A 25,980-nucleotide genomic window follows, 5' to 3' on the forward strand; every position below is an offset into this window, starting at 1 on the left:
GCATACACTCAGGTTATAAAGGAGGATGGCTGAATCTTGGCTGAACTTTACACAATCTTGGCACTAGTCTAGATAGCGAGCGCGTTTAGTTGCTGTTACTAAGGATAAATCGACTAACACTAAGCCATCAACACAATTGGCAAACTCAGGATCAACGCCAAAAGCTAAAAACGTTGTGCCACCCGGGGTGCAAAGCTCACTGTATTGCTTATAAAGCGTAGGTACACTGACTTTCATATTCGCTAGTAAATGTTTTAATTGGCTAAAGTCTGCAGCATAGTCGTTACCTGTAAAATGTTGGGCTAATTGCTGCACCGTTGGCGCCGCTAATGGGTAAGGGCGTTTTGCTTCAGCGCTTGGCATAGCCGACCCAAAATACAAACCATAGAAATACACTAATAAATCTCTGGCCGGTACGGGATAGCTATTTGACAAACTCACGCCGCCAAATAAATAACGCACCTGCGGATTTTGTTTTAAATAGGCACCAATGCCATACCATAAATATTCTAGGCTGCGCTTACCCCAATAGCGTGGTTGCACAAAACTTCGACCTAACTCTAAACCCTGAGCTAAGTAAGGCTGCATGGACGGAGAAAACTGAAATAAGGTTTGGGTATATAAGCCTGTTGGCCCTTGTTCTGCTAATACCTTGTTAGTATCAGCCAAGCGGTAAGCGCCTACAATTTCTAAATCTTCGTTATCCCATAACAGTAAATGAGCATAGTGGCTGTCAAAGCGATCAATATCTCGGCGTTGCCCGGTGCCTTCCCCGACGGCTCGAAAAGCTAGCTCTCTTAAGCGTCCTATTTCCCGCATGATGGGCGAGCTTTGTTGATGTTGATATAAGTAAATTAATTTCCCATCACGGGTTTCACCCAACCGTTGGCACTGACTCATTGCTTTTTTTAATACCGCTCTTGGTTCAGGCCGCGCTATTGCGGTTTGCGTGATGAAAAGTGAGGGGCGATCGGTAGCAAGCCGGTATAGCTGCTTTTTGAACAGTTTTACTTTTACTGGGACCGGCAATGATAACTGGCTAAAGCTGTTACAGGGGATTTGTTCGCCAATACGAACCGCCATGGTTCTCCCTTTTTGTTTAAACATCTCTCTTACCAGTAACATGCTGGCTAGGGGTTTGTATAAAGCTGAGGCAGCATAAAAAACCCATGAATTTCGTGCGGTCAGATGCAGTGGGACTATTGGTGCATTAGCCTGGCTGGCTAAGCGTAAAAAGCCACTGTGCCATTTACCATCGCGAACACCTTGCGGGCGTAAGCGTGATACTTCGCCAGCGGGGAATATTATCAAGGCCCCAGCTGCGGCTAGATGCTGTTGAATCGCCTCAAGCTTGTGCCGTTCTGTACCTCCGTTAAGGTTATTAACGGGCAACAATAAGTTTTGCATTGGCGCTAAGCTCATCAGCAGTTGATTGGCCATGATTTTCAGATCTGGGCGCAACCCACTGACCAGTTTTAACAGGGCTAAACCGTCTAACGATCCTATTGGGTGATTAGCAATCAGCAACACTGGGCCGGTCGAAGGGATATGATCTAGCTCATCATCACGCACGCTATAGCTAAACTGAAAGTATTCTAATACTTGCTCAACAAACTCCATGCCTTGTAAATGTGGATAGCGAGCGGCAAAAGCTTGGAATTCCTGCTCGTGCAATAAATAGCTGAGGAGCATTTTGCCGGGGCGATACCACCAGGGCTTTGGCTGATTGGACATGAAGTGCTGTTCTAATAGTTGCTCTACGTTAAGCATGGTTTATTCCCAAGGCAAGATAGACTGGCGATCTAGACGAATCCTTGTAGACTACTCATCGCAGATGACAAATAAGTGGCAGTTTTGTGGCAGTTTTGACACAGTAAACACATGAAATGCTGTAGCTGTTTTCGCAGTGAATGGGGATATTTAAGCGCTATCTTAGCGACCCATTTAACAGTGCTATGCTAAGATAAAACATTAATAACAAGTAGCATTATAGGGGTTGTTTTGAGTATTGCGCTGATTATTCCCGATAGAAAACTAGATGATTTACAGCAACGTTTGCAGCAAGCCTTACCCACAACGCCAATTGAAATTTGGCCCGATATCGCACAGCCAGAACACGTGACGTTTGCCGTGGTATGGAAGCAACCCGCAGGCTCGGTGGCCAGCTTGCCGAATCTTAAAGCTTTACAAAGTTTTGGTGCCGGTGTTGATGGGATCCTCAGTGATGCCAGCTTACCGCGTTTACCTTTGGCTCGGATTGTCGATCCGGCGTTAACCGAGGCCATGCTCAGTTATCTGGCGGGCATTGAAGCGTATTACCGTTTAAGGCTCGATCTGTTTCAGCAACAACAGCAACAAGCCTTGTGGCGACCGAAAAGTCCGCGGCGTTTAAGCACATTGTGTGTACTTGGCTTAGGTGAACTGGGTACGGCCACGGCATTGCATTTTAAAGCTCAAGGTTATCAAGTGAACGGTTGGTCGCGCCGCCCACAACAATTAGCTGGTGTTCATTGTTTTGCGGGTACCGAGCAATTGGCTGCTGCCGTCGGCTCAGCGGATTTGCTGATCTGTTTATTGCCTTTAACTGCACAAACTGAAAACCTGTTAAATGCTGACTTTTTTGCCATGATCAAGCCTGGTGCCATTCTGATTAATGTGGCGCGAGGCGCCATCGTCGATGAGCAGGCGCTGCTCGCCGCGTTAGACAGTGGGCAACTAGCGGCCGCCTGTTTAGATGTGTTCCGTCAAGAACCCCTTGTAGCGGAGCATGCGTTTTGGCGGCATCCTGCCATTATGATTACACCGCATATTTCTGCGGTGACTAAAGTGGAGACCGTGGTGGCGCAAATTGCGGAAAACTACCAACGCAGTTGTCAGGGGCAACCGTTAGTCAATGAAGTCGATTTACAACAAGGCTATTAACCCTATTGATAATAATGACTTGAATAGTAGTATTATCTTTATTAGACTGATTCTGCTAAAGAGATTTTGCAGTACTTAGTAAAAATAGAGAATAAGAAAAAGTAATTTGAGGTTTATTATGAGTAAAGCGTCCAATCGTGGTTTTGGCTTTACCACACTCGCTATTGCCGTGGTCCTTATGGCGTTGACAGCGTTTTTTACCAAAGCTGAAGCATTCAGTTGGTTGATCTAAAAAAAACAGGGCTGGTTATCCAGCCCTGTTTTTTTATACCTGATGATCTTATCAATTCGACGCGTCGCTATTTAGTATGCCGTTCACGGTTCTCGCGCTTTTGCTCCGCATTTTTTTGCAATAACACATAGGTAGCACTGTAACCCCCATGCTGGCGCTGCGCGGTATGAGCGGCTAATACGGGGGTAAAACTGGGTAACCACTTAAAAACATAGCTGCGCAAAATAGCAGGGTGTGGCTTACTGTTTCGGCCCATACCATGCTGGATCAATAAAGTTCTGACGCCACGTTTATGGCAGTCGGTAATAAATTGCAGTAACTGACTACGGGCTTCTTGCAAGCTTTTACCAAGCAGGTTAAGCGTAGCATCTAATTGATACTTGCCTAAGCGCAGATTGCGATACACACCTTGTTGTACGCCATCTTTACAATAGGCAAATACGTCGTCGGGCTTAACTAAATCAACGTATTCCATGCTCAAATAGTGCGGATCGTACTCCATCTCTTGTTCAGCGGCTTTGCGTCTGGCCTGCTGCGCTAAGGTAGGACTGAATTCGCCATTTTGTTGAAGTACCGCATCTTGCGGTAGGGGTTTAACATCGGCCATTTCGCTCAGAAACAGCTCAAATTCGTCTTGTGACATGCCTGACTCCGATGCTTACTGCTAAGGGCCGAGTATAGCCTGTCAGGCTGCTGGAAAAAAGCCGCTTATTTTGTTTGCGCTTGTAACTCAATATTCGCCAGATCATTGGCGGTTGCTGCGGCGGCTTGGGCTTTTTTACGGGCAGCAGCAAAACGCAGCAGGTAATAAGCATTGATCAATAAAACTAATAGGTTGGAAATCACCCCTTGCGGAATGGCGATGTGGCTGTAATACACAAACAATAAGCTGCAACCGATTAATGTAGCTAATCGAAGCCAGAACACATCTTTAATAAAAAAAGCGCCGATACAAATTGTTAGGCCAATCCAGCTGATAATGTCGTAGAACAGGTTTTCCATGTTAATGCTCCGGCATAGTGTGCGCAATGGCGCGCATTATGAGCAGAGTCGAGCGATTACTCAACTAAGATAAATTACATTTTTCAGATTAGTTTATGTAATGGATTTTTTGCTGGATTTGCCAAAGGCGATAACGCGAGTATAAAAGGAATAGCGCCGCAGCGAGCGGCGCTGATGTCACGAATTACTGACGTAAATTAACCTGACTATTGGCAATTTCACGCGTCATAATTAACCATGCTTCGAGGTTTTGCCGCAATGCAGTAGGATCAATTTTATCCAGTGTATCATTTGGGGTATGGTGATAATCAAAGTAATCCGTACCATCCTGCATCAGGCTAGCAACGGGTACGCCTTGTGCTTTTAACATCGACACATCTGGCCCCCCTGACGCGGTGTTCGGCCCCATAGCGATACCCAGCGGTGCTAACTTTTTTTGCAGTTCACGGGCAAAGGCTAATGCTTGTTCACCCATACCGGTGTCAAAGCGCCAAATACGACCTGCGCCAAAGTCTGATTCTGAAGCAAACACATGGGTGTGTAATTGCTGATGGTGTTTAGCGGCATAAGCGCGGGCGCCAATTAAACCGCCTTCCTCATTACCAAATAACACCACACGAATGGTACGCTCAGGTTTCTCTTGCTTTAATAAAGCGGCTGTTGCCATCACGATACCCACACCGGCGCCATCATCTAATGCGCCAGTACCTTCATCCCAAGAATCTAAGTGTGCACTGATTAGCACGATTTCATCGGGGCGTTTGCTACCCTTGATCTCGGCAATCACATTGTGGCTGGTCACAGTACCTGGGAGATTATTACTCATTTGCATGTTTAGCGTCAGTTCTGGGTTAATCGTCAGCATCTTGCTCAATTGCTGCGCATCGGGTACGGAAATGGCTGCCGCAGGAATACGTTCAATGCCTTCTTCGTAACGCATTTGACCGGTGTGGGCAAAACGGTTATTGCTGCTACCGACTGAGCGGATCACTAAGGCTTTTGCACCAAGTTTTGCCGCTTCAACTGCACCCGTGGCGCGTGCCCCCACGACTTGGCCGTAAAAACCACCGCGAATATCTTTCTCTAAGGCATGATTAATAAAAACAATACGATCTTTCACTTTAGAGGCGTCCGCTTTTTTAAGCTCTTCTAAGGTATTAAACATGACAACTTGGCTGTTGATGCCATCAAACGGGGTACCGACTGAACCACCTAAAGCGGTGACCACTAAAGATTGATGAAAAGGAGCTGCCACTTTTAAGCTAGCTTGCCCACGCTCCCAGTACAGCATATCAAAGGGTTCGCGCCAGACTTTATCAAAACCCAGTTCGGTAAATTTTTGCTCTGCCCACAGCACCGAGCGCATATCGGCTTCACTGCCGGCTAAGCGCGGGCCCACTTCCACCGTTAACGATTCAACTAATTTGTAAGCTAAATCTTTATCAATAGTTACATTTTGTGCATGCACATTTAGGCTAAAAGCTGCTAGTATTGTTGTTATCCACACTTTCATGGTTTGTTCCCGCTGTTTGGTTTTGACTGATGTGGAAACGTTATCATGTTTTACGGATGAAACCTATGTAACTCGCTGGACGTCAGTTTTTGCTCGACCAGCCGAAAAATGGAGACGCTGCAAGGATGCAAGCATTTATTCAAACCTGCTATAACCCCACTCTTGTAACCCAACAGTTAACGGCGCTTGTTGTTGATGATACGGTGGCTGTGCGTGCTTACCTTAAAAGTATCTTGCAGCAACTTGGTGTGACTAAGGTGCTAGAGGCAGCCGACGGCGCTAAAGGCGAAGCCTTGTTTATGCAGCATCAACCACAATTAGTTTTTTTGGATATTCAGCTACCAGACATAAACGGTAAGGTATTGTTGCAACGTTTCAGGTGTGTTGACCAGCAATCACATATATTTATGATCTCGGCTTATTCCAGTGTCGATAACTTGAAAGCAGCTGTAGCAGGCGGAGCAAAAGCTTTTGTAGTGAAACCTTTTACTGCAGAAAGAATCTCAAGTCTGGTTCAACCCTTATTGTCGTGTAGTGTCTGATCTCGACCAGCATTATTTTGTCATAATGAGATCAGGCTAGTATTAGTTTAATGAGCGGTGCAAAACATGAATTTAGAAGATATGCTGAAAAATTCAGCGGAAGCAGTGAAGTTACTGAAAGCGGTGTCGAATGAGCGCCGTTTAATTATTTTATGCCATTTGTTGCAAGGCGAGCTGTCGGTAGGTGAATTAAACAGCAAGTTGGATTTAAGCCAATCTGCACTTTCACAGCATCTCGCGTTATTGCGCAAAAATAAATTGGTGAAAACGCGTAAAGAATCGCAAACGGTGTTTTATCGCATCTCTAGCGATGAAGTAACCGAGGTCATTGCACTATTACACAAACTGTATTGCGCTGAGTAATTTGTCGCGCTGTGCACTGATTGTCGGCGGCTTTGTGTGGCCGAAATGAACATACAAAAAAACCAGCCGAAGCTGGTTTTTTGTTTTACATCGCCAATTAGGCTGCTTTTAACGCTTTTACATGGGCGTTTAAGCGAGACTTATGACGAGCTGCTTTGTTCTTATGGATCAGACCTTTGGCTGCCATACGATCAATAACAGGGACCATCTTGTTGAACGCTTCCTGAGAAGCTACTGCGTCAGCAGTTAATACTGCTGCGTAGGTTTTCTTGATGAAAGTACGCATCATAGAACGTTGACTGGCGTTTTGCTGACGACGTTTTTCTGATTGTATTGCGCGCTTCTTAGCAGACTTGATGTTAGCCAAGGTAACACTCCTAAAAACTTAAAACCGGACTCTTTAAAGGCCGCATAATATGCCTATTTACTGGCCCATTGTCAAATGCTTTAAACGAAAAGGCCCGTAATTAAATTGCAGTGAGCACTGGTAATTGATCTCAGTAACAGGTGAAAATAGCGCCGCAGCAAATAAAGGAGTCTCCTGTGTCAGGAAAATTACTAAAGTCAGGGCTGATTGTCAGCTTTATGACGTTGATTTCAAGAGTGTTAGGCCTGGTGCGGGATGTGGTGGTTGCCAATTTTGTTGGTGCGGGTGCTGCTGCTGACGTGTTTTTCTTTGCTAACCGTATTCCGAACTTTTTACGTCGACTCTTTGCCGAGGGCGCTTTTTCTCAAGCCTTTGTGCCGGTGTTAAGTGAAGTTAAAGCTAAACATGGTGATGATGCGGTTCGAGAATTAGTGGCCAAGGTGGCCGGAACGCTGGGTGTTATTGTCACTCTAGTGACGCTGGTGGGGGTGGTCGGCTCGCCGTTGATTGCTTTGCTGTTTGGTATGGGCTGGTTTATCGAATGGCTGAATGACGGGCCTGACGCGCACAAGTTTGAAATGGCCAGTGTGATGTTAAAAATTACCTTTCCTTATCTTTGGTTTATTTCTTTAGTCGCGTTATCGGGCGCGGTGTTAAATACTTATAACCGTTTTGCGGTAGCGGCCTTTACGCCCGTTTTCTTAAATATTGCGATTATAGGCTCGGCGCTGTATCTGGCCCCTGAGTTGGATGAACCCGCCATGGCATTGGCTTGGGGCGTGTTTATTGGCGGTATTGTACAGTTATTATTTCAATTACCGTTTTTAGCTAAAGCCGGTTTGCTGGTGCTGCCAAGATGGCATTGGCAAGATGAAAACGTGACAAAGATCCGTACTTTGATGCTACCAGCGCTGTTTGGTGTTTCTGTAAGCCAAATCAATCTGCTGCTCGATACCGTGATTGCCTCGTTTTTACTAACCGGGGCCGTAAGCTGGTTATATTACTCGGATCGGTTAATTGAATTTCCACTGGGCTTATTCGGAATTGCCATTGCCACGGTGATCCTGCCGAACTTATCGCGGCATCATGCCACGGCAGATACTGCGCGCTTTGCTCACACGCTGGATTGGTCAGTGCGCTTTGTGGCGATGTTTGGTTTACCGGCGATGCTGGCGTTAATGGTGCTGGCACAACCGATTATCACGGTGCTGTTTATGCGCGGTGAATTTACCCAGCAAGATGTGTTAATGGTGTCGTACAGCTTATTGGCCTATTGCTGTGGCTTGTTAAGTTATATGCTGATCAAGGTGTTAGCGCCTGGCTATTATGCGCGGCAAGACATTAAAACGCCGGTGCGAATTGGTATTATCGCTATGGTGGCCAATATGGTGTTTAATCTGATGTTGGCCCCCTTTTTAAGTTATGTCGGCTTGGCTTTAGCTACGGCGATGTCGGCAAGTTTAAATGCATTTTTATTGTATCGAGGTTTAAAGCTCGCTGGGGTGTATCAATTAAGCCGTTTTAGTATTGTGATGCTGGCTAAATTTGTTTTGGCCAGTGTATTGATGGCCTCAGCGCTCTATGTCGTTAGCCCAAGCTTAAGTGTCTGGGTGGAGTTGCCTTTAACGTCGCAAATTGTGCAATTATCCAGTTTGTGTCTGTTGGCTGTAATAGCGTACTTTGCCTTGCTGTTCCTGTTTGGGGTGCGTTTGGCTGATTTTAAAGCAAAAACTGTTGCTGAAAGCCAACGGTGATCGGGTTATAATCGTCAGTTGACAAGCAACCGCAGGCATAATTTAAGGCAGGCATGGAGTTAATTCGCGGCATCCACAACATATTACCGCAGCATAAAGGCTGTGTGTTAACCATCGGCAATTTTGACGGTGTGCACTTGGGGCACCAAGCCGTGTTAGCTCAAGTTAAACAACTGGCACAGTCGAAGCAGTTGCCGTCTTGCGTAATGGTGTTTGAACCCCAACCTCTGGAATTATTCGCGGGCAGTGATGCGCCGGCTCGGATCTCTCGCTTTCGTGAAAAGTATTTAGCGTTGGCGGAATTAGGCATCGACCGATTACTCTGCGTTGGCTTTAATCGTGCTTTTGCGGCACAAGCTCCAGAACAGTTTATTGAAGATTTACTGCTTGATAAGTTAGGCGTACAGCATTTGATAGTGGGTGATGACTTTCATTTTGGCCAAGCTCGTAGCGGTAATTACGCGTTATTAGAACGTGCCGCCTCAAAGTATGGTTTTGGTTTAAACAGCACCTCAAGTTTAAAACTGGAGCAGCAACGGGTCAGCAGTACGTTGATCCGCAGTGCCTTACAAGCCGACCAACTGCATTTAGCTGAAACGATGCTAGGGCGGCCTTTTGCTTTAACTGGGCGAGTAAGACATGGTCGTAAGTTAGGCCGAAACCTTGGCTTTCCCACTGCGAATGTCTGGTTGTACCGTAAAAAATTACCGGTATCAGGCGTTTATGCCATCACTGCCCGCACCTGTTTTGGGGTGTTTCAAGGGGTGGCTAATATTGGTAATCGGCCAACCGTACAGGGTGTGCGTGAACAACTAGAAGCACATTTATTTGATTTTAATCAAGATTTATATGGTAGTCAGATTGAAGTGGTGCTGCGGCACAAACTTCGAGCCGAACAGCGGTTCGACAATCTGGATGCATTGAAACAGCAAATCGCCGTCGATGAAGCGGCAGCGAAACAGTATTTTAGTCAGCAGCCTGCGCTACTGAACTCACTAACTTAACGGAATTTAAACGGATGAGCGATTACAAGCATACCCTGAATTTACCAGAAACGGCTTTTGCTATGCGCGGCAATCTGGCACAACGTGAGCCACAAATGTTGGCAAAATGGACCGAAGCCGATTTATATGGTCAGATCCGTGAGGCCAAAAAGGGTAAAAAAACCTTCATTCTGCACGATGGCCCCCCTTATGCGAACGGTAATATTCACATCGGCCATGCTGTTAATAAGATCCTTAAAGACATTATTGTTAAAGCAAAAACGTTATCTGACTTTGATGCACCCTATGTGCCGGGTTGGGATTGTCATGGTTTACCGATTGAATTGGTGGTGGAGAAAAAATACGGCAAGCCCGGACAAAAATTAACGCCTGCCGAATTTCGTGAGAAGTGTCGTGAATATGCGTTAACGCAGATTGATGCGCAGCGCACTGACTTTATCCGCTTGGGCGTATTGGGCGATTGGTATAAGCCATATCGCACCATGGACTTTCAAACCGAAGCCAATATTATCCGCAGCTTAGGTAAAATTATTGAAAACGGCCATTTGTTGCAAGGGTTCAAACCCGTGCATTGGTGTACCGATTGTGGCTCGGCCTTAGCCGAAGCGGAAGTGGAATACCAAGACAAGATTTCACCAGCCATTGATGTGCGCTTTAAGGTCGTGGATGAATCGGTCGTCGATCGCTTTGATCATCCAGAAGCGCATCGGGGGCATGGCCCGTTGGCCGTGGTGATCTGGACCACCACACCTTGGACCATTCCAGCCAACCGCGCCGTGGCGCTTAATGCCGAGCTGAGCTATTCACTGGTGCAGGTTGAGCAAGGACCACAAGGTGCTGAGCGCTTGATTATCGCTACCGATCTGGTGAAAGAGGTGATGGCGCGCGCTAATATTGAACATTATCACGCCTTGGGGTTCTGCCAAGGCAAGCAGCTAGACTTAGTCAAGCTGCAGCATCCGTTATACGATTTCCAAGTGCCGGTGGTACTGGGTGAACATGTTACGACTGAATCGGGCACAGGATGTGTACACACGGCACCAGGGCACGGTCAAGAAGACTTTGTTGTCGGTCAAAAATACCATTTAGAAGTGGCGAACCCCGTCGGTGCCAATGGCGTTTATCTGCCGGATACACCGATGTTTGCTGGCCAGCACGTTTTTAAAGCCAATGACACTATCGTTGAAGCATTAAAGGCGGCTGGTGCTTTGTTATTGCACAAAGCGTATAAGCACAGTTATCCCCATTGCTGGCGTCATAAAACACCCATTATCTTTCGTGCTACGCCGCAATGGTTTATCAGCATGGAGCAGCAAGGCTTACGACAAATGTCGTTAGAACAAATTGCCAAAACCCGCTGGATCCCTGATTGGGGTCAACAACGTATTGAAAACATGGTAGCAGGCCGGCCCGATTGGTGTATTTCACGGCAGCGTACTTGGGGTGTTCCTATTGCGTTGTTTGTGGATAAAGATACCGGCGCTTTACATCCTAAAACCGCCAGTTTAATTGAACTGGTGGCGAAACAAGTTGAGTTGGGCGGCATTCAAGCCTGGTTTGATCTGGATGCTTCACAGTTGCTTGGCGATGACAGTGAGCGTTATACCAAAGTGACTGACACGCTCGATGTTTGGTTTGACTCGGGCATTACCCATGCTGCGGTGGTGGATGCGCGCCCAGAGTTTCATCAGCCTGAGCAGATTGATTTGTATTTAGAAGGCTCAGATCAGCATCGCGGTTGGTTTATGTCATCCTTAATGACGGGCGTAAGCATGAAACAGCGCGCACCGTATAAACAGGTATTAACCCATGGTTTTACCGTTGATGGTGAAGGCCGCAAGATGTCAAAGTCGTTAGGTAATGTGGTATCACCGCAAGATGTGATGAACAAACTGGGTGCAGACATTTTACGCTTGTGGGTAGCAACAACGGATTACACCTCAGAGATGACGGTTTCTGATGAGATCCTTAATCGTGCGGCCGATAAATATCGCCGCATTCGAAATACTGCGCGTTTCTTGTTAGCAAACCTAAACGGTTTTAACCCAGAAACCGATGCTCTGCCATTTAACCAATTGGTCGAGCTCGATCTGTGGGTGGTTAATCGTGCTGCGCAGTTACAGCAAGAGATCATCGATGCCTACGACAACTATCAGTTCCATCAGGTTAGTCAAAAGCTGATGAATTTCTGTACTGTTGAACTGGGTAGTTTCTACCTAGACGTGATTAAAGATCGTCAGTATACCGCTCACAAAGACAGCCAAGCGCGTCGTAGTTGCCAAACTGCGCTTTATCATATTGTGCAGGCAATGGTGCGCTGGATGGCACCTATCATGAGCTTTACGGCACAAGAAATCTGGGAAGCCTTACCGGGTCAACAACACGCGTTTGTGTTCACGGATGTGTGGTACAGCGGTTTCACCGAGTTACCCGCAGGGCGTTTCAGTAATGCTTATTGGCAGCAACTGCTGCAGGTGCGGGACGAGGTGAACAAAGTGTTAGAAGCGGCACGTCGGGAAGAGCGGATTGGTGCCTCTTTGCAAGCCGAAGTCACCTTGTTTGCCGAGCCCAGTTTAGCAGCAGCCTTACAGCAGTTAGGTGACGAATTACGCTTTGTACTGATCACTTCTACGGCAACCGTTAGTGCACAAGCGCCGAGCGCTGACGCGATTGCTACGGCAATTCCGGGGCTAAGTGTATTGGTCACAGCGTCTAGCGCGGCGAAGTGTGAGCGTTGTTGGCATCACCGACATGATGTGGGTATTGATCCGGCGCAGCCGGGGATCTGTGGTCGCTGTGTTGATAACGTCAGTGGCCAAGGTGAAACACGGGAATTTGCCTAATGCGTTTATTTCAAGAAACTGCATGGCGTTGGTGGTGGTTAATTGCGCTGCTGATCCTATTGGATCAGCTGACTAAGCAGTTAGTGCACCAACAAATGGCCCTATTTGATTCAATTGAGTTGTTGCCTTTTTTTAACCTAACCTATGTACGAAATTATGGTGCAGCATTCTCCTTTTTAAGTGATGCGGGAGGATGGCAGCGGTGGTTCTTCACCGGTATTGCGATTGGGATCAGTGTGGTCATTGCCGTTTGGATGAGCCGATTAAAACGTCACGAAATCAAACTAAGTTTGGCATTAAGTTTGGTGTTGGCCGGCGCCATAGGTAATTTAATTGATCGTAGCATTTATGGTTATGTGATTGATTTCTTTCATTTGTATTATCAGGATTGGCATTACCCCGCATTTAATATTGCCGACTCAGTGATCTGTATTGGCGCTGCACTGTTAATTTGGGATAGTTTTAGCAGTGATTCTGGAGCAAAAAGATGAGTATGATTTCCCCAAGCAGCACCGTGGTGTTTCATTTTGATATTAAATTAACCGACGGCTCTGCCGCGGAAAGCACCCGAGTGCATAATAAACCGGCTAAAACCCAACTGGGTGATGGCAGTTTATCTCCGGCGTTTGAAGCACAATTATTAGGCTTACAGGCCGGTGATAAAAAAACCTTTACCCTAGCGCCAGAAGACGCTTATGGTACGCCAAACCCTGATAATATTTATTATGTTGACCGCAGTAAATTTTCGGCAGACGCCCCAGCCAAGGTTGGCTCTATTATTGGTTTCGCCATGCCAGATGGGTCTGAGTTACCGGGGCTCGTGCGTGAAGTGGTGGGCGACTCGGTGACGATTGATTTTAATCATCCACTGGCCGGCCAAACCCTAACTTTTAATATCGAAATTGTACAAGTGAGCTGAAATGGACATTTTGTTAGCTAATCCTCGTGGTTTTTGTGCCGGTGTTGATCGGGCGATCAGTATTGTAGAGCGTGCGTTAGAGTTGTACGAGCATCCGATCTATGTACGACACGAAGTGGTGCATAACAAATTTGTGGTTGATGGCTTACGCCGCAGCGGCGCCGTGTTTGTCGATGAGCTTGATGAAGTACCCGATGGCCATATCGTTATTTTTAGTGCGCACGGTGTATCGCAAGCGGTGCGCGAGCGGGCAAAACAGCGTGGCTTAAAAGTATTCGACGCGACTTGCCCATTGGTTACTAAAGTGCATATGGAAGTCACCCGTGCCAGTCGTAAAGGCATCGAGTGTATTCTGATTGGGCATGCTGGCCATCCTGAAGTTGAAGGCACCATGGGCCAGTATGACAATGCCGATGGCGGCATTTACTTGGTCGAATCGGTAGAAGATGTCCATACGCTGCAAGTTAAAAATCCCGCCTTGCTTTGCTACAGCAGCCAAACTACCTTGTCGGTAGACGATACTGCTGATGTGATTGATGCCCTAAGAACACGCTTCCCAGACATTGAAGGGCCACGCAAAGATGACATTTGCTATGCCACGCAAAATCGTCAAGATGCCGTGCGCGAGTTGGCATCAAAAGCGCAGTTAATGTTAGTGGTGGGAGCCAAAAACAGCAGTAATTCAAACCGCTTACGCGAGTTAGCTGAAAAACTGGGTTGTACTGCCTATTTAATTGATACCGCCAACGACATTCAACAAAGCTGGTTAGACGGTGTCACTAAAGTGGCGGTAACGGCCGGCGCGTCTGCACCAGAAGTACTGGTGCGAGATGTGATTGCCCAATTAAAAATGTGGGGCGGCAGCACCGTCACCGAAACGCAAGGTCGCGAAGAAGGGGTGGTGTTTGCTATTCCTGCTGAGCTGCGCTGAGTTAGGTTAAAGATGCATAACGCTGTCAAACACTCTTACCGACAGCCTTATCAAATACCCTCTTTATGCCGGGGTAAGATGTTATTCCGGCTACTTATTTTAGCGCAAGCTATCGCCATTCTTTTGGCTTTTTCGCCAGGCATTTCTTCTGATCCTTGGTTTAGGCTGGGGATTATATCGTTATATGTTCATTGGATCGCATTGTTAAGCCTTGCGGTACTTTGCCCACTTTTGCCCCAAATGGTGAGCCAATCGTTGGTTGTCAGATGGCTGGTCATCTGTTTAGTGTTACTGTTAATCACTGCAGGGGTATCCTTAATGGCTTGGCATTTTTCTGCAGATGTCTTAATTTATTATCATTCGGCTACTAATTTTGTTTTAGCAAACTTAGCGCTAGCGTTGGTTGTTAGCTTGTTAGTAGGGCAGTTGATGTTAATGCATGCAGAGCGCGCTCGCTTATTGGCAGCACAAAGCTCAGCTGAGTTACAGGCTTTTCAAGCCCGCATTCAACCCCATTTTTTGTTCAATAGCCTGAATGCGTTGGCCGAGTTGGTGCATCAATCACCACAGGATGCTGAACAAGCATTACTGGATTTGGCTGATTTGTTTCGTGCTGCTATGCATGCCGGCAGTTTGCTGACATTAGAGCAAGAGTTGGAATTAGCACGCAAATACCTTGCTTTAGAACGTTGGCGATTAGGAGATCGTTTACAAGTGGCATGGCAGTTGCCAGCAGTATTGCCTGCGGTAAAGCTACCTGCCTTAACGTTACAGCCATTATTGGAAAACGCCGTGCGCTATGGCGTTGAGCCGAGTCTTGAACCTGTAACTATTACCGTTGAAGTCTCCGTGGGTAAAAAACAGTTAGCAATAATTCTTACCAATCCGCTTAACGCGCAAAATGCGCGGCAGCGTGAACAAAATGGTATTGCCCTGCAAAATATTCAAGCACGTTTAGAATTACTGTTTGCCGACAAACAACAATTTTCTTGTCGCCAAGTGCAGGATACATTTCGCGTAAAGCTGGTATTACCGTTACTGGAGGGGAGTGAATCGCCATGAAAGCACTGATTGTCGATGATGAGCCTTTAGCGCGCGCGCGCTTGTTTCGTTTACTCACAGATTTACAGCAATTTAGCGAGATATTGCAAGCCGCCAATGCTGATGAAGCCTTACGATTAAATGCCGCGGCGCAACCAGAGGTGGTATTTCTTGATATTGCGATGCCTGGTTTGAATGGCCTGCAATTGGCAGAACGTTTAGCAACTCAAACACTGCCCCCTGCGGTGATTTATGTTACCGCTCACCCTGAGCATGCATTGGATGCTTACAATACTGCACCAATGGATTATTTGTTAAAGCCCGTCAGTAGTGTCCGTTTAGCCCAAGCGGTGGCTCGCCTGCATAAACCCACACTTACCGATCCGTTGCGTGGCCGCGATAGCGCTGGGGTATTGTCTTACCAGCAAGCCGGTGTGCAGCGGCAATTAGCGGTTACCCAAGTATTATATTTTCAAGCAGAAGATAAATATGTGAAGGCGGTAACAACAGAGGATGAAATATTACTGGAGCTGAGTTTACAGCAATTACAAGAAAGCTTTCCACAATATCTCATTCGTATCCATCGCAGCACATTGATTAATAAATTGTTTTTTGACAGCATTCAACAAAAAGAACAACGGCACTTTGTCACATTAAGGCAATGTCCTGTTCAGCTTGAAGTGAGTCGTCGCTTATTAACACCATTGCGCAATGCTTTAGGTCTGTAAATCCACCGTTTTTAACAGTAAAGTCCTTCTTGCCAACCGTTTATCAGTAAAATTAACCACTAATCAGATAGTACTGTTATTGCACGGTAATTACATTAAAGTGATAGTAAGCATTTTATTTATAGGTTTGCTATGACTTCACGTTCATTTTTATCTCTTAGAAAAGCCGCCGGTTTAACCTTGGTTGAATTAATGGTCACTGTTGCGGTGTTGGCAATAGTCGTATCGATTGCCATTCCTTCTTTTAACGGTATTGTTGCCTCAAATCAACTCACTGGGCCGGCGAATGAGGTCTTTTCAATGATGCATTTTGCCCGCAGTGAGGCTATACGATTAAACCAAAATATTGAATTTTGTAAAAGCAATGCTGATGGCACTGCTTGTAATACCAGCAATGGTAAATGGCCTGGTGTTTTAGTTATGCGTCCCAATACATCAGGTACGCCAACGCTACTTAGGCAATTAATGTTTGATACTACATTCAATGTTAATAGTACGCATCCACTGCTGGTATTTAATTCGCAAGGTTTTATTCGTTCTTCAGCCAATGCCGCGATTTCTGGCACCTTACGCGTTTGCTCTTCGTCTTCATCTTTAAAAGATAATAGCCGTGATTTGGCGTTTGTTTCAGGCGGACGTGTCAGTATCAGTAAAAATAACGTAACGGGCTGTACTGCACCTTCGCAATAGTAATGAGATTATCTAGCTAGATTTTAGAACTTATAGAGTGAAACAAATGATGAATAGACAACAGCAAAGCGGTTTTACCTTGCTCGAAGTATTAATTACCGTATTGATATTAGGCATAGGTTTATTAGGGCTTGCGGCCTTACAGAATGCCAGCGTTAAAAGTAATCAAAGTGCTTATGATCGTACTCAAGCCGTTATTTTTATGGACTCAATGCAAGAAACGATGCGCGCTTTTCGTCCGCAGGCAAGGACTGGGGTGTTCAACAAAAGCTGCACGGGGAGTATGCCAAGTTCAGGTATTGCTGGCACTGAAATGAGCTTATGGCATGCTCAATTGCAGCAAAAGTTAGGCCCAAGCGCCTGTGGTGCAATTAATTGTAATGGCAATATTTGTGAAGTCAGTATCAGATGGGATGACAGTCGAGGTTTACAAGGCAGTGAAACCATGACCATGAACACGAGGTTTTTCATATGAGTTTACAACCTATCAAATTGCACCAAGGCTTGTCTTTAGTGGAACTGATGATTGCTATGACGTTGGGCTTGTTGGTTACCGGCGGTGTGCTGGGGATCTTTATGGCGAATCAACAAACATATCAAGTTAATCAAACTATTTCGGCTATTCAAGAAAACTCTAGAGCAGTGTTCCAGTTGATGGCACGAGATATTCGCAGTGCCGGTTTTAGTGGTTGCACTAACAGTACGGTGATGGCAAATACGCTAAATAGTAACCCTAATACAGATTGGTGGGCCAGTTGGAATAACGGTATTCGGGGTTTTGATGACGGTCAACCCACTAGTTTTAATCCGGCTCGTGTGCCAGGCACGGATTCAATACAAGTGATGTATGGCGGCGGCAGAAGTATCAATGTGGAAGCGCATACGGCAAATTCTGCCAATTTTAAAGTGAATAAAGATAATCACGGTATTAAAGAGGGTGACATCATCGTGGCTTGTGATTCTGCGCATACAGCCATTTTTCAAGTTACCAATGCCAATCAAAACAATGGCACTATAGTTCACAACACCGGTAAAGGCACGCCGGGCAACTGTACAAAATTATTGGGCTTTCCGGTTTTGTGTGACGGTACTGGTTTAAAAGGCACCCCTTATGAATTTACTTCTAATGCCATGATGATGTCATTGCAATCACAAGCTTGGTATGTCGGTGTAAATCCACGTAATACAAATTCTTTATATCGTGTAGACATTCAAGATGGTAATCCAATTTACGAAGAAATTATCGATGGTGTTGAGGAATTAAATTTCCGTTATTTACGCTCAGGCAATACGGCTTATCAAACTGCAAATGATATCAATAACATCGGTGTAGATGAATGGGCTAATGTGATTGCAGTAGAAATTGAATTAATTCTGTTAGATGACCCTAAAATTAAGTTGCTCAAAGATATGCGACGAATGCGTCAGGTTGTCGCTATTCGGAATAGGGTGGAGTAGCCGTTATGCAAAAATCTTTTCGAACACAACAAGGTGTTGCTTTAATTGTGGGTTTGCTTTTGTTGTTAGCCATTACCTTATTGGCGATATCGAGTATGCGTGGTACTGCTTTACAAGAAAAAATGGCCGCCAATTTGTATGACCGTGAACTGGTGTTTCAACTTGCTGAAGCAGGGATTAGAGATGCAGAAGCGATTTTGGAGGGCGCGGCAAGTGTCAATGCTTTGTTGGCGCTACCGGGCTTTTATCCTGTGCCCGTTGCAAGCAACACTGAGCGTTGGTTAGATCCTCAAACAATATGGGCAACTTCATCAATGAATTTACAGCAAATGGGAGGAGGTAGTCCGCAATATATCGTTGAATATATGGGCTTTAGCCCTTCGCCTCCAGGCTGTGACCGTGCGACAACGATCCCACAAAACTGTTTAGCTGAAACTTTTCGCGTAACATCTCGAGTTAATCTTACAGACCGAGCCAATGTTACGATTCAAACCCTTTACCGGCGTTGAGGTTGGTATGAACAAAATGATGATGAAAAAAACGAAATTAAAGTTGTTTTTACTGGCGTTAACTTTTGGTATTGCTTCTGCTGAAGCGGCGGTGAACTTAGGTAATGTGCCGCTGCAAACCGGCAGTTCAGTTGAACCCAATATTTTATTTGTCTTAGATGATTCTGGCTCTATGCGCTGGGGTTTTATGCCAGATGAATTAGCCATTAGATTAACATCCGATGGACGTAATTTAGGGAGTTGTAGTTCTACAGTTTCTTTCGCGGGTTACTCCAACCTTTGTGCGTTGAGTAGTTCTAGTCTTACAGTTGATCGGGCTTATTTGGCTTCTAGCCATTTAAATAAAGCCTATTTTGATCCAACTAAAACATACAGCCCACCGTTCAAAGCCGATGGAAGCCGTTTTCCGCAAAGCGACTTTAATGCAGCATATGTAGATGGTTATGCTCAAAGTGGGACAAAAGTTGATTTAGATAAAGATTACAGAGCTTTAATGGATGATTTTTACTATTACGGGCAGAACGGCGGTTCAAATCGATTTGGTTTTACCATTAGCCCGTCAGCAGATAAGGGCAAAGCATTCTATTATGATTTCAATCCCACTTTATGTTTGAATCAATACAGTAATCTTTGCTACAAATATGAAACGGTATCGAGCAGTCAGAAAAACAACTTCGCTAACTGGTTTTCTTATTATCGCACTCGTATTATGGGGGCGAAAGCTGGTATCGGTGTTGCCTTTATGGAACAAAAAGATGGTATTAGAGTGGGCTACGGTACACTTAATAGTAGTGGTACGGTTATTAGCGGCGTACAAAAATTCGGTACTACGCGTAAACAAGCGTTCATGACTTGGCTTAATACCGCGAGTGCGAATGGAGGAACGCCTCTTCGTAAAGCATTAGTTGATGCTGGAGAGTACTATAAAACCAGTTCGCCATGGCGTGAGGATCCAACTAATCAACAGTCTGCCATTGTTTCTTGTCGTCAAAGTTTTACCATTTTAATGACCGATGGCTATTGGAGTACAGAGACAATCAGTGTTGGCAATAATGACAATACCGCAGGGGCAACGATTAATGGCAAAAACAATACTACTTATCGTTATCAACCTGGCCCCCCTTTCTCAGATTCTGTGAGCAATACTTTAGCCGATGTGGCAATGAACTATTGGAAAAACGATTTACGTCCAGAGCAAGAAAACAATGTACCGACTTCAACGATAAATCCGGCGTTTTGGCAGCATATGGTCACATTTGGTGTCGGTTTAGGGGTCAGTGGTTCTATCAACCCTGTTTCAGCTTTTGAGGCAATAGCTGCAAAATCTGCTATCAACTGGCCTAACCCATTTAATGATCCCTCATCGGCAAAAATTGATGACTTATTACATGCTTCAGTTAACGGTCGTGGTGGCTTCTTTAGTGCGGCAGATCCGTTAACCTTTGCCACTGAATTAAGCAAAACATTAACGCAAATTGTGGCGCGAGTAGGTTCGGCATCCAATTTAGCCGGGGCCACCAGCACTAGAGAAAGTGCCAAGCAGGTGTTTCAAGGGCGTTTCTTTTCTGGCGATTGGACCGGCGATTTATGGGCCTACAGTTTAGATAACAACACAACGCCGACATGGAAAGCCAGTCAACAATTGGATAGTCAGGATTGGACCACTCGAAAAATTTTCTACTCAGATGATGTTGGCAAAGATAAAGGCAAAGCTTTTGAGGGGAATAAGGTTGGGTCTTTAACTTTAGATCAAGTTAACTATCTTCGCGGTGATCGTAGTAAAGAGCTAAACAAAACGGGTGGCATCTTTCGCGTTAGAAACTCTATATTAGGAGATATCGCTTACTCGACACCCTTTTATGTGGGTGAACCTGATAATCGTTTTTACGAACGTTATAGTGGCTGGGACAAAGACGAGCTACAAGATTACGCACCATTTTTAACGGCCTATAAAAATCGGACTAAAGCAGTCTATGTTGGTTCTAATGATGGCATGTTACATGGCTTTAATGCGCTGAATGGTCAAGAGTTGTTTGCCTATGTACCTTTTGAAATGTTACCAAAGTTACCTGCGTTGACTAGTAAAGACTATCAGCATCAGTTTTATGTTGATGGTTCACCTACGGTTGCTGATGCTTATGTTAATGGTAAATGGCGCAGTATATTAGTGGGCACCAATGGTCGTGGCGGTAAAAATGTGTTCGCTTTGGATGTTACACAGCCAGCCTCATTCACCAAAGACAGCGTGTTATGGGAGAGAAGTATTCCTGAGTTAGGTAATTATACTGGTGAAGTGGTGATTGCTAAACTGGGTTCACCAGCCAAAGATGCTAAATGGTATGCTATTTTAGGTAACGGCGTTAATAGCCAAAATCATACGGCATCTTTGATTTTGCTGCCTTTGAATGGCGATTCACCTACAGTATTAACCGTTGATACCGGTACAGCGGCCAGTCCAAATGGCTTGTTTCAACCTGTTGGGTTTGATGCAGACAATACCGGTGCTATTACTAAAGTGTTTGCTGGTGATTTAAAAGGAAATGTTTGGCAGTTTGATTTCTCTGGGAAAAATGCCAGTGACGGTAAAGTTGCATACAGTGGTTCGCCGTTATTTACGGCTAAAGACGCTTCTGGCAACAGACAATCAGTAACCGGTGGATTGAGTATTGGCTTTGACAGTACGACAGGTAACTCTTGGTTATTTTTTGGTACAGGTAAATATTTAGAGCAAAGTGATCAATCTTCTACCAGTGTGCAGTCATGGTATGGATTAATCCTACCTTTTGAAACGGACGGTAGTAGCAGCAATGGTAATAGTAATAAGAATAAAAACACGGTAATTGAAACGTCGGTAATTAGTGGACGTAGTGACCTTGCACAGCGCACCATCACTAATGTTGGTAATGCTAGATCAGTGAATGAGGTTGGCTCATTGGATGGCAAACGTGGTTGGTATATGGATTTACCCGATAGTGGTGAGCGTGTAGTGTCGACTCCTCAGCTAATCGGTAATTCATTAATAGTTAATACAATAGTACCAACATCTGATATCTGTTCACCGGAAGGCTTCGGGTATGTAATGGCGATAGACCCCTACCAAGGCAAGCGTTTAAAGCGTAACTTCTTTGACGTTAATGGCGATAAAATTATAGATGACGATGATAAGATCACGGTCGACAGTGTTAAAGTACCAGCCAGCGGTTTGCGTTTTAGTAGTGCGCCTGGTGAACCAATATTTTATAAAGACATCATGAAAGTGGGTTTAGAAAACGCAGAAGTTATCGATGTATTGGTCGATACTGACGAACGGCTAGGCCGAGTTTCATGGCGCGAGGTGTTAAATTGAGAAAAGTGACAACGATAAAGCAAGGCTTTAGCCTAATTGAGTTGATGGTGGTGGTGGCAATTGTTGGAATTATTTCCGCTATTGCTTACCCGTCTTATCAGCAGTATGTGTTAAAAGCCAACCGTTCAGCGGCGACAGCCTGTTTATTGGAGTATTCGCAACATATGGAGCGCACCTTTACGCAGAATATGGCCTATAACCCAACAGGCTTTGCTTTTCCGTCCTTGCAGTGTGCAACCGATTTGTCTGCACGATATAGTTTTGGCTTCTCTGGTGCGACTACAGCTCGAACCTATACGTTAGCTGCAACACCAACCAGTTTACAAAATGATGGTTGTCAGGCCTTAACGTACAATCATGCGGGTCAAAAGGGCGCAAAGGGCGGCGTGACAGCTGCTGCAGTTAAAGCTTGCTGGTAGCAATATTTTTACAATATTAACTTGATCTATTAACCGCTGCTGCTATGTTTATTTTCCGAGGATAAAAAACCGAGGTCAATATGAAGCAGCAGCGTGGTGCAACATTGATCGAAGTATTGATCACCTTACTGATTATCAAAATTGGTTTACTGGGCGTGCTAGCTGGGCAACTACTGGCACTGAAGTGGGTTACTGATGCCACTCAGCGCACTACAGCTATTGCGCTCTCTCAAGAAATTGTGCAGCAACTGCATAGTTTTAATTCTCCTCACAAATCCAGCGATTTTCAGCTTACTGAACAGCCTGCATCTGAGTGCAGTGCTAATCTTCCTTGTCAATATACCGAGGCGCGCCAGTATCTTTTGTCACGCTGGCAAGCGAAATGGCAGGGCTCTGCCCATAGTTATGGTTTATTACTCGATCCACAGTTTTGTCTGCAGCAGCATAATGGCCAGCTGCAATTAGCGGTAAGTTGGCAGCAAAATGCAGCATTTGCAAAGGGCGTAGCGCCTACCTGTAGGGTAGGAAATGGCCGCTCTGGTTTATCTTTAGCCCAAGAGTAACGCCTGATGATCCGGCGGGAACCAGGTTTCTCTTTAGTGGAATTATTGATTGCAGCCGCGTTAGCCTTGATGTTGTTATTGTTGATGCTAACCACTTTTACTGCGCTAAATCAAAGTTCGACGCAAACACGGCAATTAGCCCAATTGCAGCAAAATGGGCAGCTGGTGTTAAATTTACTGCACAATGAATTAAAGAATACTGGGTTTTGGGGTGGGTTAGCGCAACAACAATTAGCCGAAGCCGCAACCTTACCTTTACCGGTCGGCGACTGTGCTGCGGAAGGGTTAGATAGCGGCAGTTTTCCGGTCAGTGGACAGTCTTTTCTCACCTTATATGCGGCCAGAGCAACCGGCGGTCGGCAATTAGGTTGCTTAAATAACCTGATTAGAGATACGGAGTTTTTACAGTTAAAACGTAGTATTGGCTTAATTGTGGCACCTGATGAAATGCGCGCGAATCGATTTTATTGGCAAGCTGATTGGCAGCAAGGTCGATTTGTTGCGGTTGATGCCGCACAACTGAATGCCGGGATGCTGTTTCCTTATCAGCACTTGGTATTGTATCTGCAGCAGCAAAACCAAAATGGTCAAACTATTCCGGTGTTAATGCGTAAAAGATTAATTCGCAATGCAGCGGGGGCGGCCAGTATCAGTACGGATTCCATTATTGATGGTGTTGAACGGCTGCACTTTGAATTTTTGATTGATAGTGATTTGGATGGGCGGCCTAACTTCAGTTTGGCGAGCCACCAAATGACAGTAGAGCATTGGTTGCAACAACAAAGCCGGATTGTGGGTCTGCAATATCATGTGTTGTTAAGGTCTCTCGAACCAGACCATCGTTATAACAATACACAGCAATATCAACTTGGTAGCATTCAGTTTGAGGCGCCAGGTGATGCCTATCGTCGCTTGCAGTTAAGTGGCGCTGTCTATTTTGAAAACGCTGTTCTAGCAGAGCAGTAAAACGGTTAGTTACATTATTGTTATTGATACATCGGAGGCACTATGAGAAATCGCGGCATGGTTTTACTCACTGCACTGTTGTTCTTAACGGTTATGTTATTAGTAGTAGGCAGTAATTTATTTATCAGCAAGTTAAGTGCTCAGTCTGCACAGGCGGCTCAGCAACAATTGCAGTTAGAGTTTCGTACTTTAGAACAACATTTGATGATGTTAAATAATGTTGATCCTGAAGAGTTACCTCGTAATAGCTGGGATATGCCTGCTTGTCCTGCCATTTACGCAGCGTGGAGTGATCCTGAATTGCAGTGTGAGCTGCTATTTGTCGAAACGGCTTTACGCAGTGATGAGCGGCCAGTGTTCGCCCGTTATAATAGCATTTTGCTGCGTAAACGCTTTCGGTTTGCGGAGGATCAGCCATGATGCGCTTTCTTCTGTTGTTAGCCATTTTAGCGTTACCAGTACATGCGCTTTGCCCACCTTTAACACCTGCGGCCACGCAAGTGAAGCTGCAGCATAATCTCAATGGGCAACTGTGGTTGCAAAGTAGTGAATCAGCTCAGCAGTTGCTATTAACTGAAGATAAACTGGGCAAGGTGGTCGCTCAACTTGAACTTACCACCACGGGTATTCATTCGCGTATTCAAGCTCAACCTTTAGTTGAAGATCGTAACCTTGATGGTATCGTCGATCATATTTGGTTACTCAGTCGTGAAGGTTTACTTTGGCGTTTGCCCTATGCCGATGGTCAGTTTGGTGTTGCCCGAGAAATGGCAGATTTAACCGCAAGTGGCCTACGCTTTATTGCAACCGCCGGCCTGCTTCGAACAAAGTTACCAACGACCATAGCGCCACCCAGTTGGGGTATTGCCGATCAGTATTTAGTGTTGGTTATTGGCCGTCACCCGCAAACCGGGCACGATAGCATTATGCTGTTACGATTTAGTTTAAATCGGCTGCAGCAAAGCGTGATTCATTATCAACACCTCGCCGACCGAACCTTATTAGATCCAGCAGAACAAGCGCAAACACTCAGTGCACAAGATTGGCGGGCATTACTGTCTAATGCCGGTTGGAAGATACATTTACCAGGCAAAATTAGCAGCAAGCCGCTAGTTGCTGCCGGAGTATTGTATGCCCCTGTCGCCAAAACAGACACTGCTACAGAGTGTGAAACAGAGCAAACTGACCAGTTATTATATGCGCTGCAAGTGCATACTGGCGGTCGAATTTATGCAGAGCGAATGATGACGGTGCCTTTTCTCGCGGATGCGCAGCTGCGTTTGCGTCAAAATGCCGATAAAAGCATTAAATTAGAGTTAGGTTCAGACTTTCAAAGCCGCTTGCTGTTAACGAATTTACGTAAAGTTAGTGCAGAGTGTTATCACTGCAGTGAGCCGTTAAGTTTGGATAAGTTTCCTATTTGGCAACGTTTAGCCACCTATCGAAGTGAACAAGGGGCTCACTAATGCAAGCGCGTGGTGTCACGCTGATTGAAATGCTGATTGTAGTGCTACTGATCGGCATATTAGGTGCTATCGCTTATCCCGCGTATCAGCAGTATGTGCTGCGCAGTTATCGCGCTGAAGCGGTGAAAACCTTGCTCATACTCGCGAATAGGCAAGAGCAAAGGTTAGCAGATTATGGTGCTTATACCGCTGATTTGGCGCAGTTAGGTTTTGCGCAAAGCTTATCTGAGTCAGGGCGTTATCGTATTACTGTTGAGCTCACTGCAGGGCAATTTGGCTATCAGTTGCGCGTAACGGCAGAAGGGCCGCAAACCCAAGATCGTGACTGTTTACGTTTTAGTCTTAATCATCTGGGGCAGCGCAATCATACTTTAACCGAGCCGCTGTCGTGTTGGAACTAAC

27 protein-coding genes are annotated in these 25,980 nt (G+C 45.5%); 22 read left to right on the forward strand and 5 right to left on the reverse strand.

The window, feature by feature from the left end; genetic code table 11:
- Window positions 1-63 precede the first annotated feature (63 nt).
- On the reverse strand, window positions 64-1,770 hold the full coding sequence (locus L1N97_RS12450) for a lysophospholipid acyltransferase family protein (RefSeq protein WP_229586734.1): 1,707 nt from the start codon (window positions 1,768-1,770) through the stop codon (window positions 64-66).
- A gap of 231 nt (window positions 1,771-2,001) precedes the next feature.
- Between L1N97_RS12450 and L1N97_RS12455 the strand changes: the two genes are divergently transcribed.
- On the forward strand, window positions 2,002-2,922 hold the full coding sequence (locus L1N97_RS12455) for a 2-hydroxyacid dehydrogenase (RefSeq protein WP_229586737.1): 921 nt from the start codon (window positions 2,002-2,004) through the stop codon (window positions 2,920-2,922).
- 299 nt (window positions 2,923-3,221) lie between these two features.
- On the opposite strand, the gene smrA is transcribed toward L1N97_RS12455, so the two are convergent.
- The 3 genes from smrA to L1N97_RS12470 form a co-directional block, all read right to left on the reverse strand.
- Window positions 3,222-3,797, reverse strand: a complete 576-nt coding sequence (gene smrA, locus L1N97_RS12460) for a DNA endonuclease SmrA (RefSeq protein WP_229586745.1) — start codon at window positions 3,795-3,797, stop codon at window positions 3,222-3,224.
- 65 nt (window positions 3,798-3,862) lie between these two features.
- Window positions 3,863-4,156, reverse strand: a complete 294-nt coding sequence (locus L1N97_RS12465; protein WP_226751135.1) for a hypothetical protein — start codon at window positions 4,154-4,156, stop codon at window positions 3,863-3,865.
- A gap of 184 nt (window positions 4,157-4,340) precedes the next feature.
- Complete coding sequence (locus tag L1N97_RS12470) at window positions 4,341-5,669, reverse strand: M20/M25/M40 family metallo-hydrolase (protein ID WP_236130014.1); 1,329 nt, start codon at window positions 5,667-5,669, stop codon at window positions 4,341-4,343.
- A 125-nt stretch (window positions 5,670-5,794) separates the two neighbouring features.
- On the opposite strand from L1N97_RS12470, the gene L1N97_RS12475 reads away from it, so the two are divergent.
- Window positions 5,795-6,211: a response regulator gene (locus L1N97_RS12475; protein WP_236130015.1), complete on the forward strand. Its 417-nt coding sequence runs from the start codon at window positions 5,795-5,797 to the stop codon at window positions 6,209-6,211.
- A 66-nt stretch (window positions 6,212-6,277) separates the two neighbouring features.
- Window positions 6,278-6,574, forward strand: a complete 297-nt coding sequence (locus tag L1N97_RS12480; protein ID WP_226751138.1) for an ArsR/SmtB family transcription factor — start codon at window positions 6,278-6,280, stop codon at window positions 6,572-6,574.
- Window positions 6,575-6,671: 97 nt separating this feature from the next.
- Here the strand turns inward: L1N97_RS12480 and rpsT are convergent, their stop codons facing one another.
- Window positions 6,672-6,941, reverse strand: coding sequence for a 30S ribosomal protein S20 (gene rpsT, locus L1N97_RS12485; protein WP_226751139.1), 270 nt, complete (start codon window positions 6,939-6,941; stop codon window positions 6,672-6,674).
- A gap of 176 nt (window positions 6,942-7,117) precedes the next feature.
- Here rpsT and murJ point away from each other — a divergent pair, with 176 nt between their 5' ends.
- The 19 genes from murJ (at window position 7,118) to L1N97_RS12585 (ending at window position 25,979) form a co-directional block, all read left to right on the forward strand.
- The gene (gene murJ, locus L1N97_RS12490) at window positions 7,118-8,695 is read left to right on the forward strand and encodes a murein biosynthesis integral membrane protein MurJ (protein ID WP_236130016.1); all 1,578 of its coding nucleotides are present in this window, start codon (window positions 7,118-7,120) and stop codon (window positions 8,693-8,695) included.
- A 53-nt stretch (window positions 8,696-8,748) separates the two neighbouring features.
- Complete coding sequence (ribF, locus tag L1N97_RS12495; protein ID WP_236130017.1) at window positions 8,749-9,699, forward strand: bifunctional riboflavin kinase/FAD synthetase; 951 nt, start codon at window positions 8,749-8,751, stop codon at window positions 9,697-9,699.
- A gap of 14 nt (window positions 9,700-9,713) precedes the next feature.
- A complete protein-coding gene (gene ileS, locus L1N97_RS12500; RefSeq protein WP_236130018.1) occupies window positions 9,714-12,542 on the forward strand; it encodes an isoleucine--tRNA ligase in 2,829 nt (942 codons plus the stop codon).
- Window positions 12,542-13,033: a signal peptidase II gene (gene lspA / locus L1N97_RS12505; protein WP_236130019.1), complete on the forward strand. Its 492-nt coding sequence runs from the start codon at window positions 12,542-12,544 to the stop codon at window positions 13,031-13,033. Before ileS ends, lspA begins: the two co-directional genes overlap by 1 nt.
- Window positions 13,030-13,461, forward strand: coding sequence for an FKBP-type peptidyl-prolyl cis-trans isomerase (gene fkpB / locus L1N97_RS12510; protein WP_236130020.1), 432 nt, complete (start codon window positions 13,030-13,032; stop codon window positions 13,459-13,461). Before lspA ends, fkpB begins: the two co-directional genes overlap by 4 nt.
- 1 nt (window position 13,462) lies before the next feature.
- The gene (gene ispH, locus L1N97_RS12515) at window positions 13,463-14,392 is read left to right on the forward strand and encodes a 4-hydroxy-3-methylbut-2-enyl diphosphate reductase (protein ID WP_236130021.1); all 930 of its coding nucleotides are present in this window, start codon (window positions 13,463-13,465) and stop codon (window positions 14,390-14,392) included.
- A 12-nt stretch (window positions 14,393-14,404) separates the two neighbouring features.
- Window positions 14,405-15,454, forward strand: a complete 1,050-nt coding sequence (locus L1N97_RS12520) for a sensor histidine kinase (protein ID WP_229586828.1) — start codon at window positions 14,405-14,407, stop codon at window positions 15,452-15,454.
- The gene (locus tag L1N97_RS12525; RefSeq protein WP_229586830.1) at window positions 15,451-16,161 is read left to right on the forward strand and encodes a LytR/AlgR family response regulator transcription factor; all 711 of its coding nucleotides are present in this window, start codon (window positions 15,451-15,453) and stop codon (window positions 16,159-16,161) included. The genes L1N97_RS12520 and L1N97_RS12525 overlap by 4 nt, the downstream gene beginning before the upstream one ends.
- 132 nt (window positions 16,162-16,293) lie before the next feature.
- Window positions 16,294-16,851 carry a GspH/FimT family pseudopilin gene (locus tag L1N97_RS12530; protein ID WP_236130022.1) on the forward strand — a complete coding sequence of 186 codons (558 nt, stop codon included), beginning with the start codon at window positions 16,294-16,296 and terminating at the stop codon, window positions 16,849-16,851.
- 46 nt (window positions 16,852-16,897) lie between these two features.
- A complete protein-coding gene (gene pilV / locus L1N97_RS12535) occupies window positions 16,898-17,326 on the forward strand; it encodes a type IV pilus modification protein PilV (RefSeq protein ID WP_229586834.1) in 429 nt (142 codons plus the stop codon).
- Window positions 17,323-18,309 carry a PilW family protein gene (locus L1N97_RS12540; RefSeq protein WP_236130023.1) on the forward strand — a complete coding sequence of 329 codons (987 nt, stop codon included), beginning with the start codon at window positions 17,323-17,325 and terminating at the stop codon, window positions 18,307-18,309. Before pilV ends, L1N97_RS12540 begins: the two co-directional genes overlap by 4 nt.
- Before the next feature lie 5 nt (window positions 18,310-18,314).
- Window positions 18,315-18,818 (forward strand): pilus assembly PilX family protein, encoded by a 504-nt coding sequence (locus L1N97_RS12545; RefSeq protein WP_229586845.1) that lies wholly within the window; start codon window positions 18,315-18,317, stop codon window positions 18,816-18,818.
- 187 nt (window positions 18,819-19,005) lie between these two features.
- Complete coding sequence (locus tag L1N97_RS12550) at window positions 19,006-22,164, forward strand: pilus assembly protein (RefSeq protein WP_236130024.1); 3,159 nt, start codon at window positions 19,006-19,008, stop codon at window positions 22,162-22,164.
- A gap of 5 nt (window positions 22,165-22,169) precedes the next feature.
- On the forward strand, window positions 22,170-22,583 hold the full coding sequence (locus L1N97_RS12560; protein ID WP_329605557.1) for a type IV pilin protein: 414 nt from the start codon (window positions 22,170-22,172) through the stop codon (window positions 22,581-22,583).
- A gap of 80 nt (window positions 22,584-22,663) precedes the next feature.
- On the forward strand, window positions 22,664-23,146 hold the full coding sequence (locus L1N97_RS12565; protein ID WP_236130025.1) for a type IV pilus modification PilV family protein: 483 nt from the start codon (window positions 22,664-22,666) through the stop codon (window positions 23,144-23,146).
- Between the two features lie 6 nt (window positions 23,147-23,152).
- Complete coding sequence (locus L1N97_RS12570) at window positions 23,153-24,112, forward strand: PilW family protein (RefSeq protein ID WP_236130026.1); 960 nt, start codon at window positions 23,153-23,155, stop codon at window positions 24,110-24,112.
- A 42-nt stretch (window positions 24,113-24,154) separates the two neighbouring features.
- A complete protein-coding gene (locus tag L1N97_RS12575) occupies window positions 24,155-24,532 on the forward strand; it encodes a hypothetical protein (protein WP_229586876.1) in 378 nt (125 codons plus the stop codon).
- Window positions 24,529-25,578 (forward strand): hypothetical protein, encoded by a 1,050-nt coding sequence (locus L1N97_RS12580; RefSeq protein WP_236130027.1) that lies wholly within the window; start codon window positions 24,529-24,531, stop codon window positions 25,576-25,578. The genes L1N97_RS12575 and L1N97_RS12580 overlap by 4 nt, the downstream gene beginning before the upstream one ends.
- Window positions 25,578-25,979: a type IV pilin protein gene (locus L1N97_RS12585; protein ID WP_236130028.1), complete on the forward strand. Its 402-nt coding sequence runs from the start codon at window positions 25,578-25,580 to the stop codon at window positions 25,977-25,979. The genes L1N97_RS12580 and L1N97_RS12585 overlap by 1 nt, the downstream gene beginning before the upstream one ends.
- Window position 25,980: the final 1 nt, after the last annotated feature.

Source organism: Rheinheimera sp. UJ63 (assembly GCF_021568285.1).
Classification (GTDB): Bacteria; Pseudomonadota; Gammaproteobacteria; order Enterobacterales; family Alteromonadaceae; genus Alishewanella; species Alishewanella maricola.

Coding starts and splice junctions, on each gene's coding strand:
- fkpB (WP_236130020.1), top strand. CDS start 13,030: ATGAGTATGATTTCCCCAAGCAGCACCGTGGTGTTTCATTTTGATATT.
- L1N97_RS12575 (WP_229586876.1), top strand. CDS start 24,155: ATGAGAAATCGCGGCATGGTTTTACTCACTGCACTGTTGTTCTTAACG.
- L1N97_RS12450 (WP_229586734.1), bottom strand. CDS start 1,770: ATGCTTAACGTAGAGCAACTATTAGAACAGCACTTCATGTCCAATCAG.
- L1N97_RS12470 (WP_236130014.1), bottom strand. CDS start 5,669: ATGAAAGTGTGGATAACAACAATACTAGCAGCTTTTAGCCTAAATGTG.
- L1N97_RS12545 (WP_229586845.1), top strand. CDS start 18,315: ATGCAAAAATCTTTTCGAACACAACAAGGTGTTGCTTTAATTGTGGGT.
- ileS (WP_236130018.1), top strand. CDS start 9,714: ATGAGCGATTACAAGCATACCCTGAATTTACCAGAAACGGCTTTTGCT.
- lspA (WP_236130019.1), top strand. CDS start 12,542: ATGCGTTTATTTCAAGAAACTGCATGGCGTTGGTGGTGGTTAATTGCG.
- L1N97_RS12580 (WP_236130027.1), top strand. CDS start 24,529: ATGATGCGCTTTCTTCTGTTGTTAGCCATTTTAGCGTTACCAGTACAT.
- L1N97_RS12520 (WP_229586828.1), top strand. CDS start 14,405: ATGCATAACGCTGTCAAACACTCTTACCGACAGCCTTATCAAATACCC.
- ispH (WP_236130021.1), top strand. CDS start 13,463: ATGGACATTTTGTTAGCTAATCCTCGTGGTTTTTGTGCCGGTGTTGAT.
- pilV (WP_229586834.1), top strand. CDS start 16,898: ATGATGAATAGACAACAGCAAAGCGGTTTTACCTTGCTCGAAGTATTA.
- L1N97_RS12550 (WP_236130024.1), top strand. CDS start 19,006: ATGCCAGATGAATTAGCCATTAGATTAACATCCGATGGACGTAATTTA.
- L1N97_RS12475 (WP_236130015.1), top strand. CDS start 5,795: ATGCAAGCATTTATTCAAACCTGCTATAACCCCACTCTTGTAACCCAA.
- L1N97_RS12540 (WP_236130023.1), top strand. CDS start 17,323: ATGAGTTTACAACCTATCAAATTGCACCAAGGCTTGTCTTTAGTGGAA.
- L1N97_RS12465 (WP_226751135.1), bottom strand. CDS start 4,156: ATGGAAAACCTGTTCTACGACATTATCAGCTGGATTGGCCTAACAATT.
- L1N97_RS12525 (WP_229586830.1), top strand. CDS start 15,451: ATGAAAGCACTGATTGTCGATGATGAGCCTTTAGCGCGCGCGCGCTTG.
- L1N97_RS12480 (WP_226751138.1), top strand. CDS start 6,278: ATGAATTTAGAAGATATGCTGAAAAATTCAGCGGAAGCAGTGAAGTTA.
- L1N97_RS12530 (WP_236130022.1), top strand. CDS start 16,294: ATGACTTCACGTTCATTTTTATCTCTTAGAAAAGCCGCCGGTTTAACC.
- L1N97_RS12585 (WP_236130028.1), top strand. CDS start 25,578: ATGCAAGCGCGTGGTGTCACGCTGATTGAAATGCTGATTGTAGTGCTA.
- smrA (WP_229586745.1), bottom strand. CDS start 3,797: ATGTCACAAGACGAATTTGAGCTGTTTCTGAGCGAAATGGCCGATGTT.
- L1N97_RS12565 (WP_236130025.1), top strand. CDS start 22,664: ATGAAGCAGCAGCGTGGTGCAACATTGATCGAAGTATTGATCACCTTA.
- L1N97_RS12570 (WP_236130026.1), top strand. CDS start 23,153: ATGATCCGGCGGGAACCAGGTTTCTCTTTAGTGGAATTATTGATTGCA.
- ribF (WP_236130017.1), top strand. CDS start 8,749: ATGGAGTTAATTCGCGGCATCCACAACATATTACCGCAGCATAAAGGC.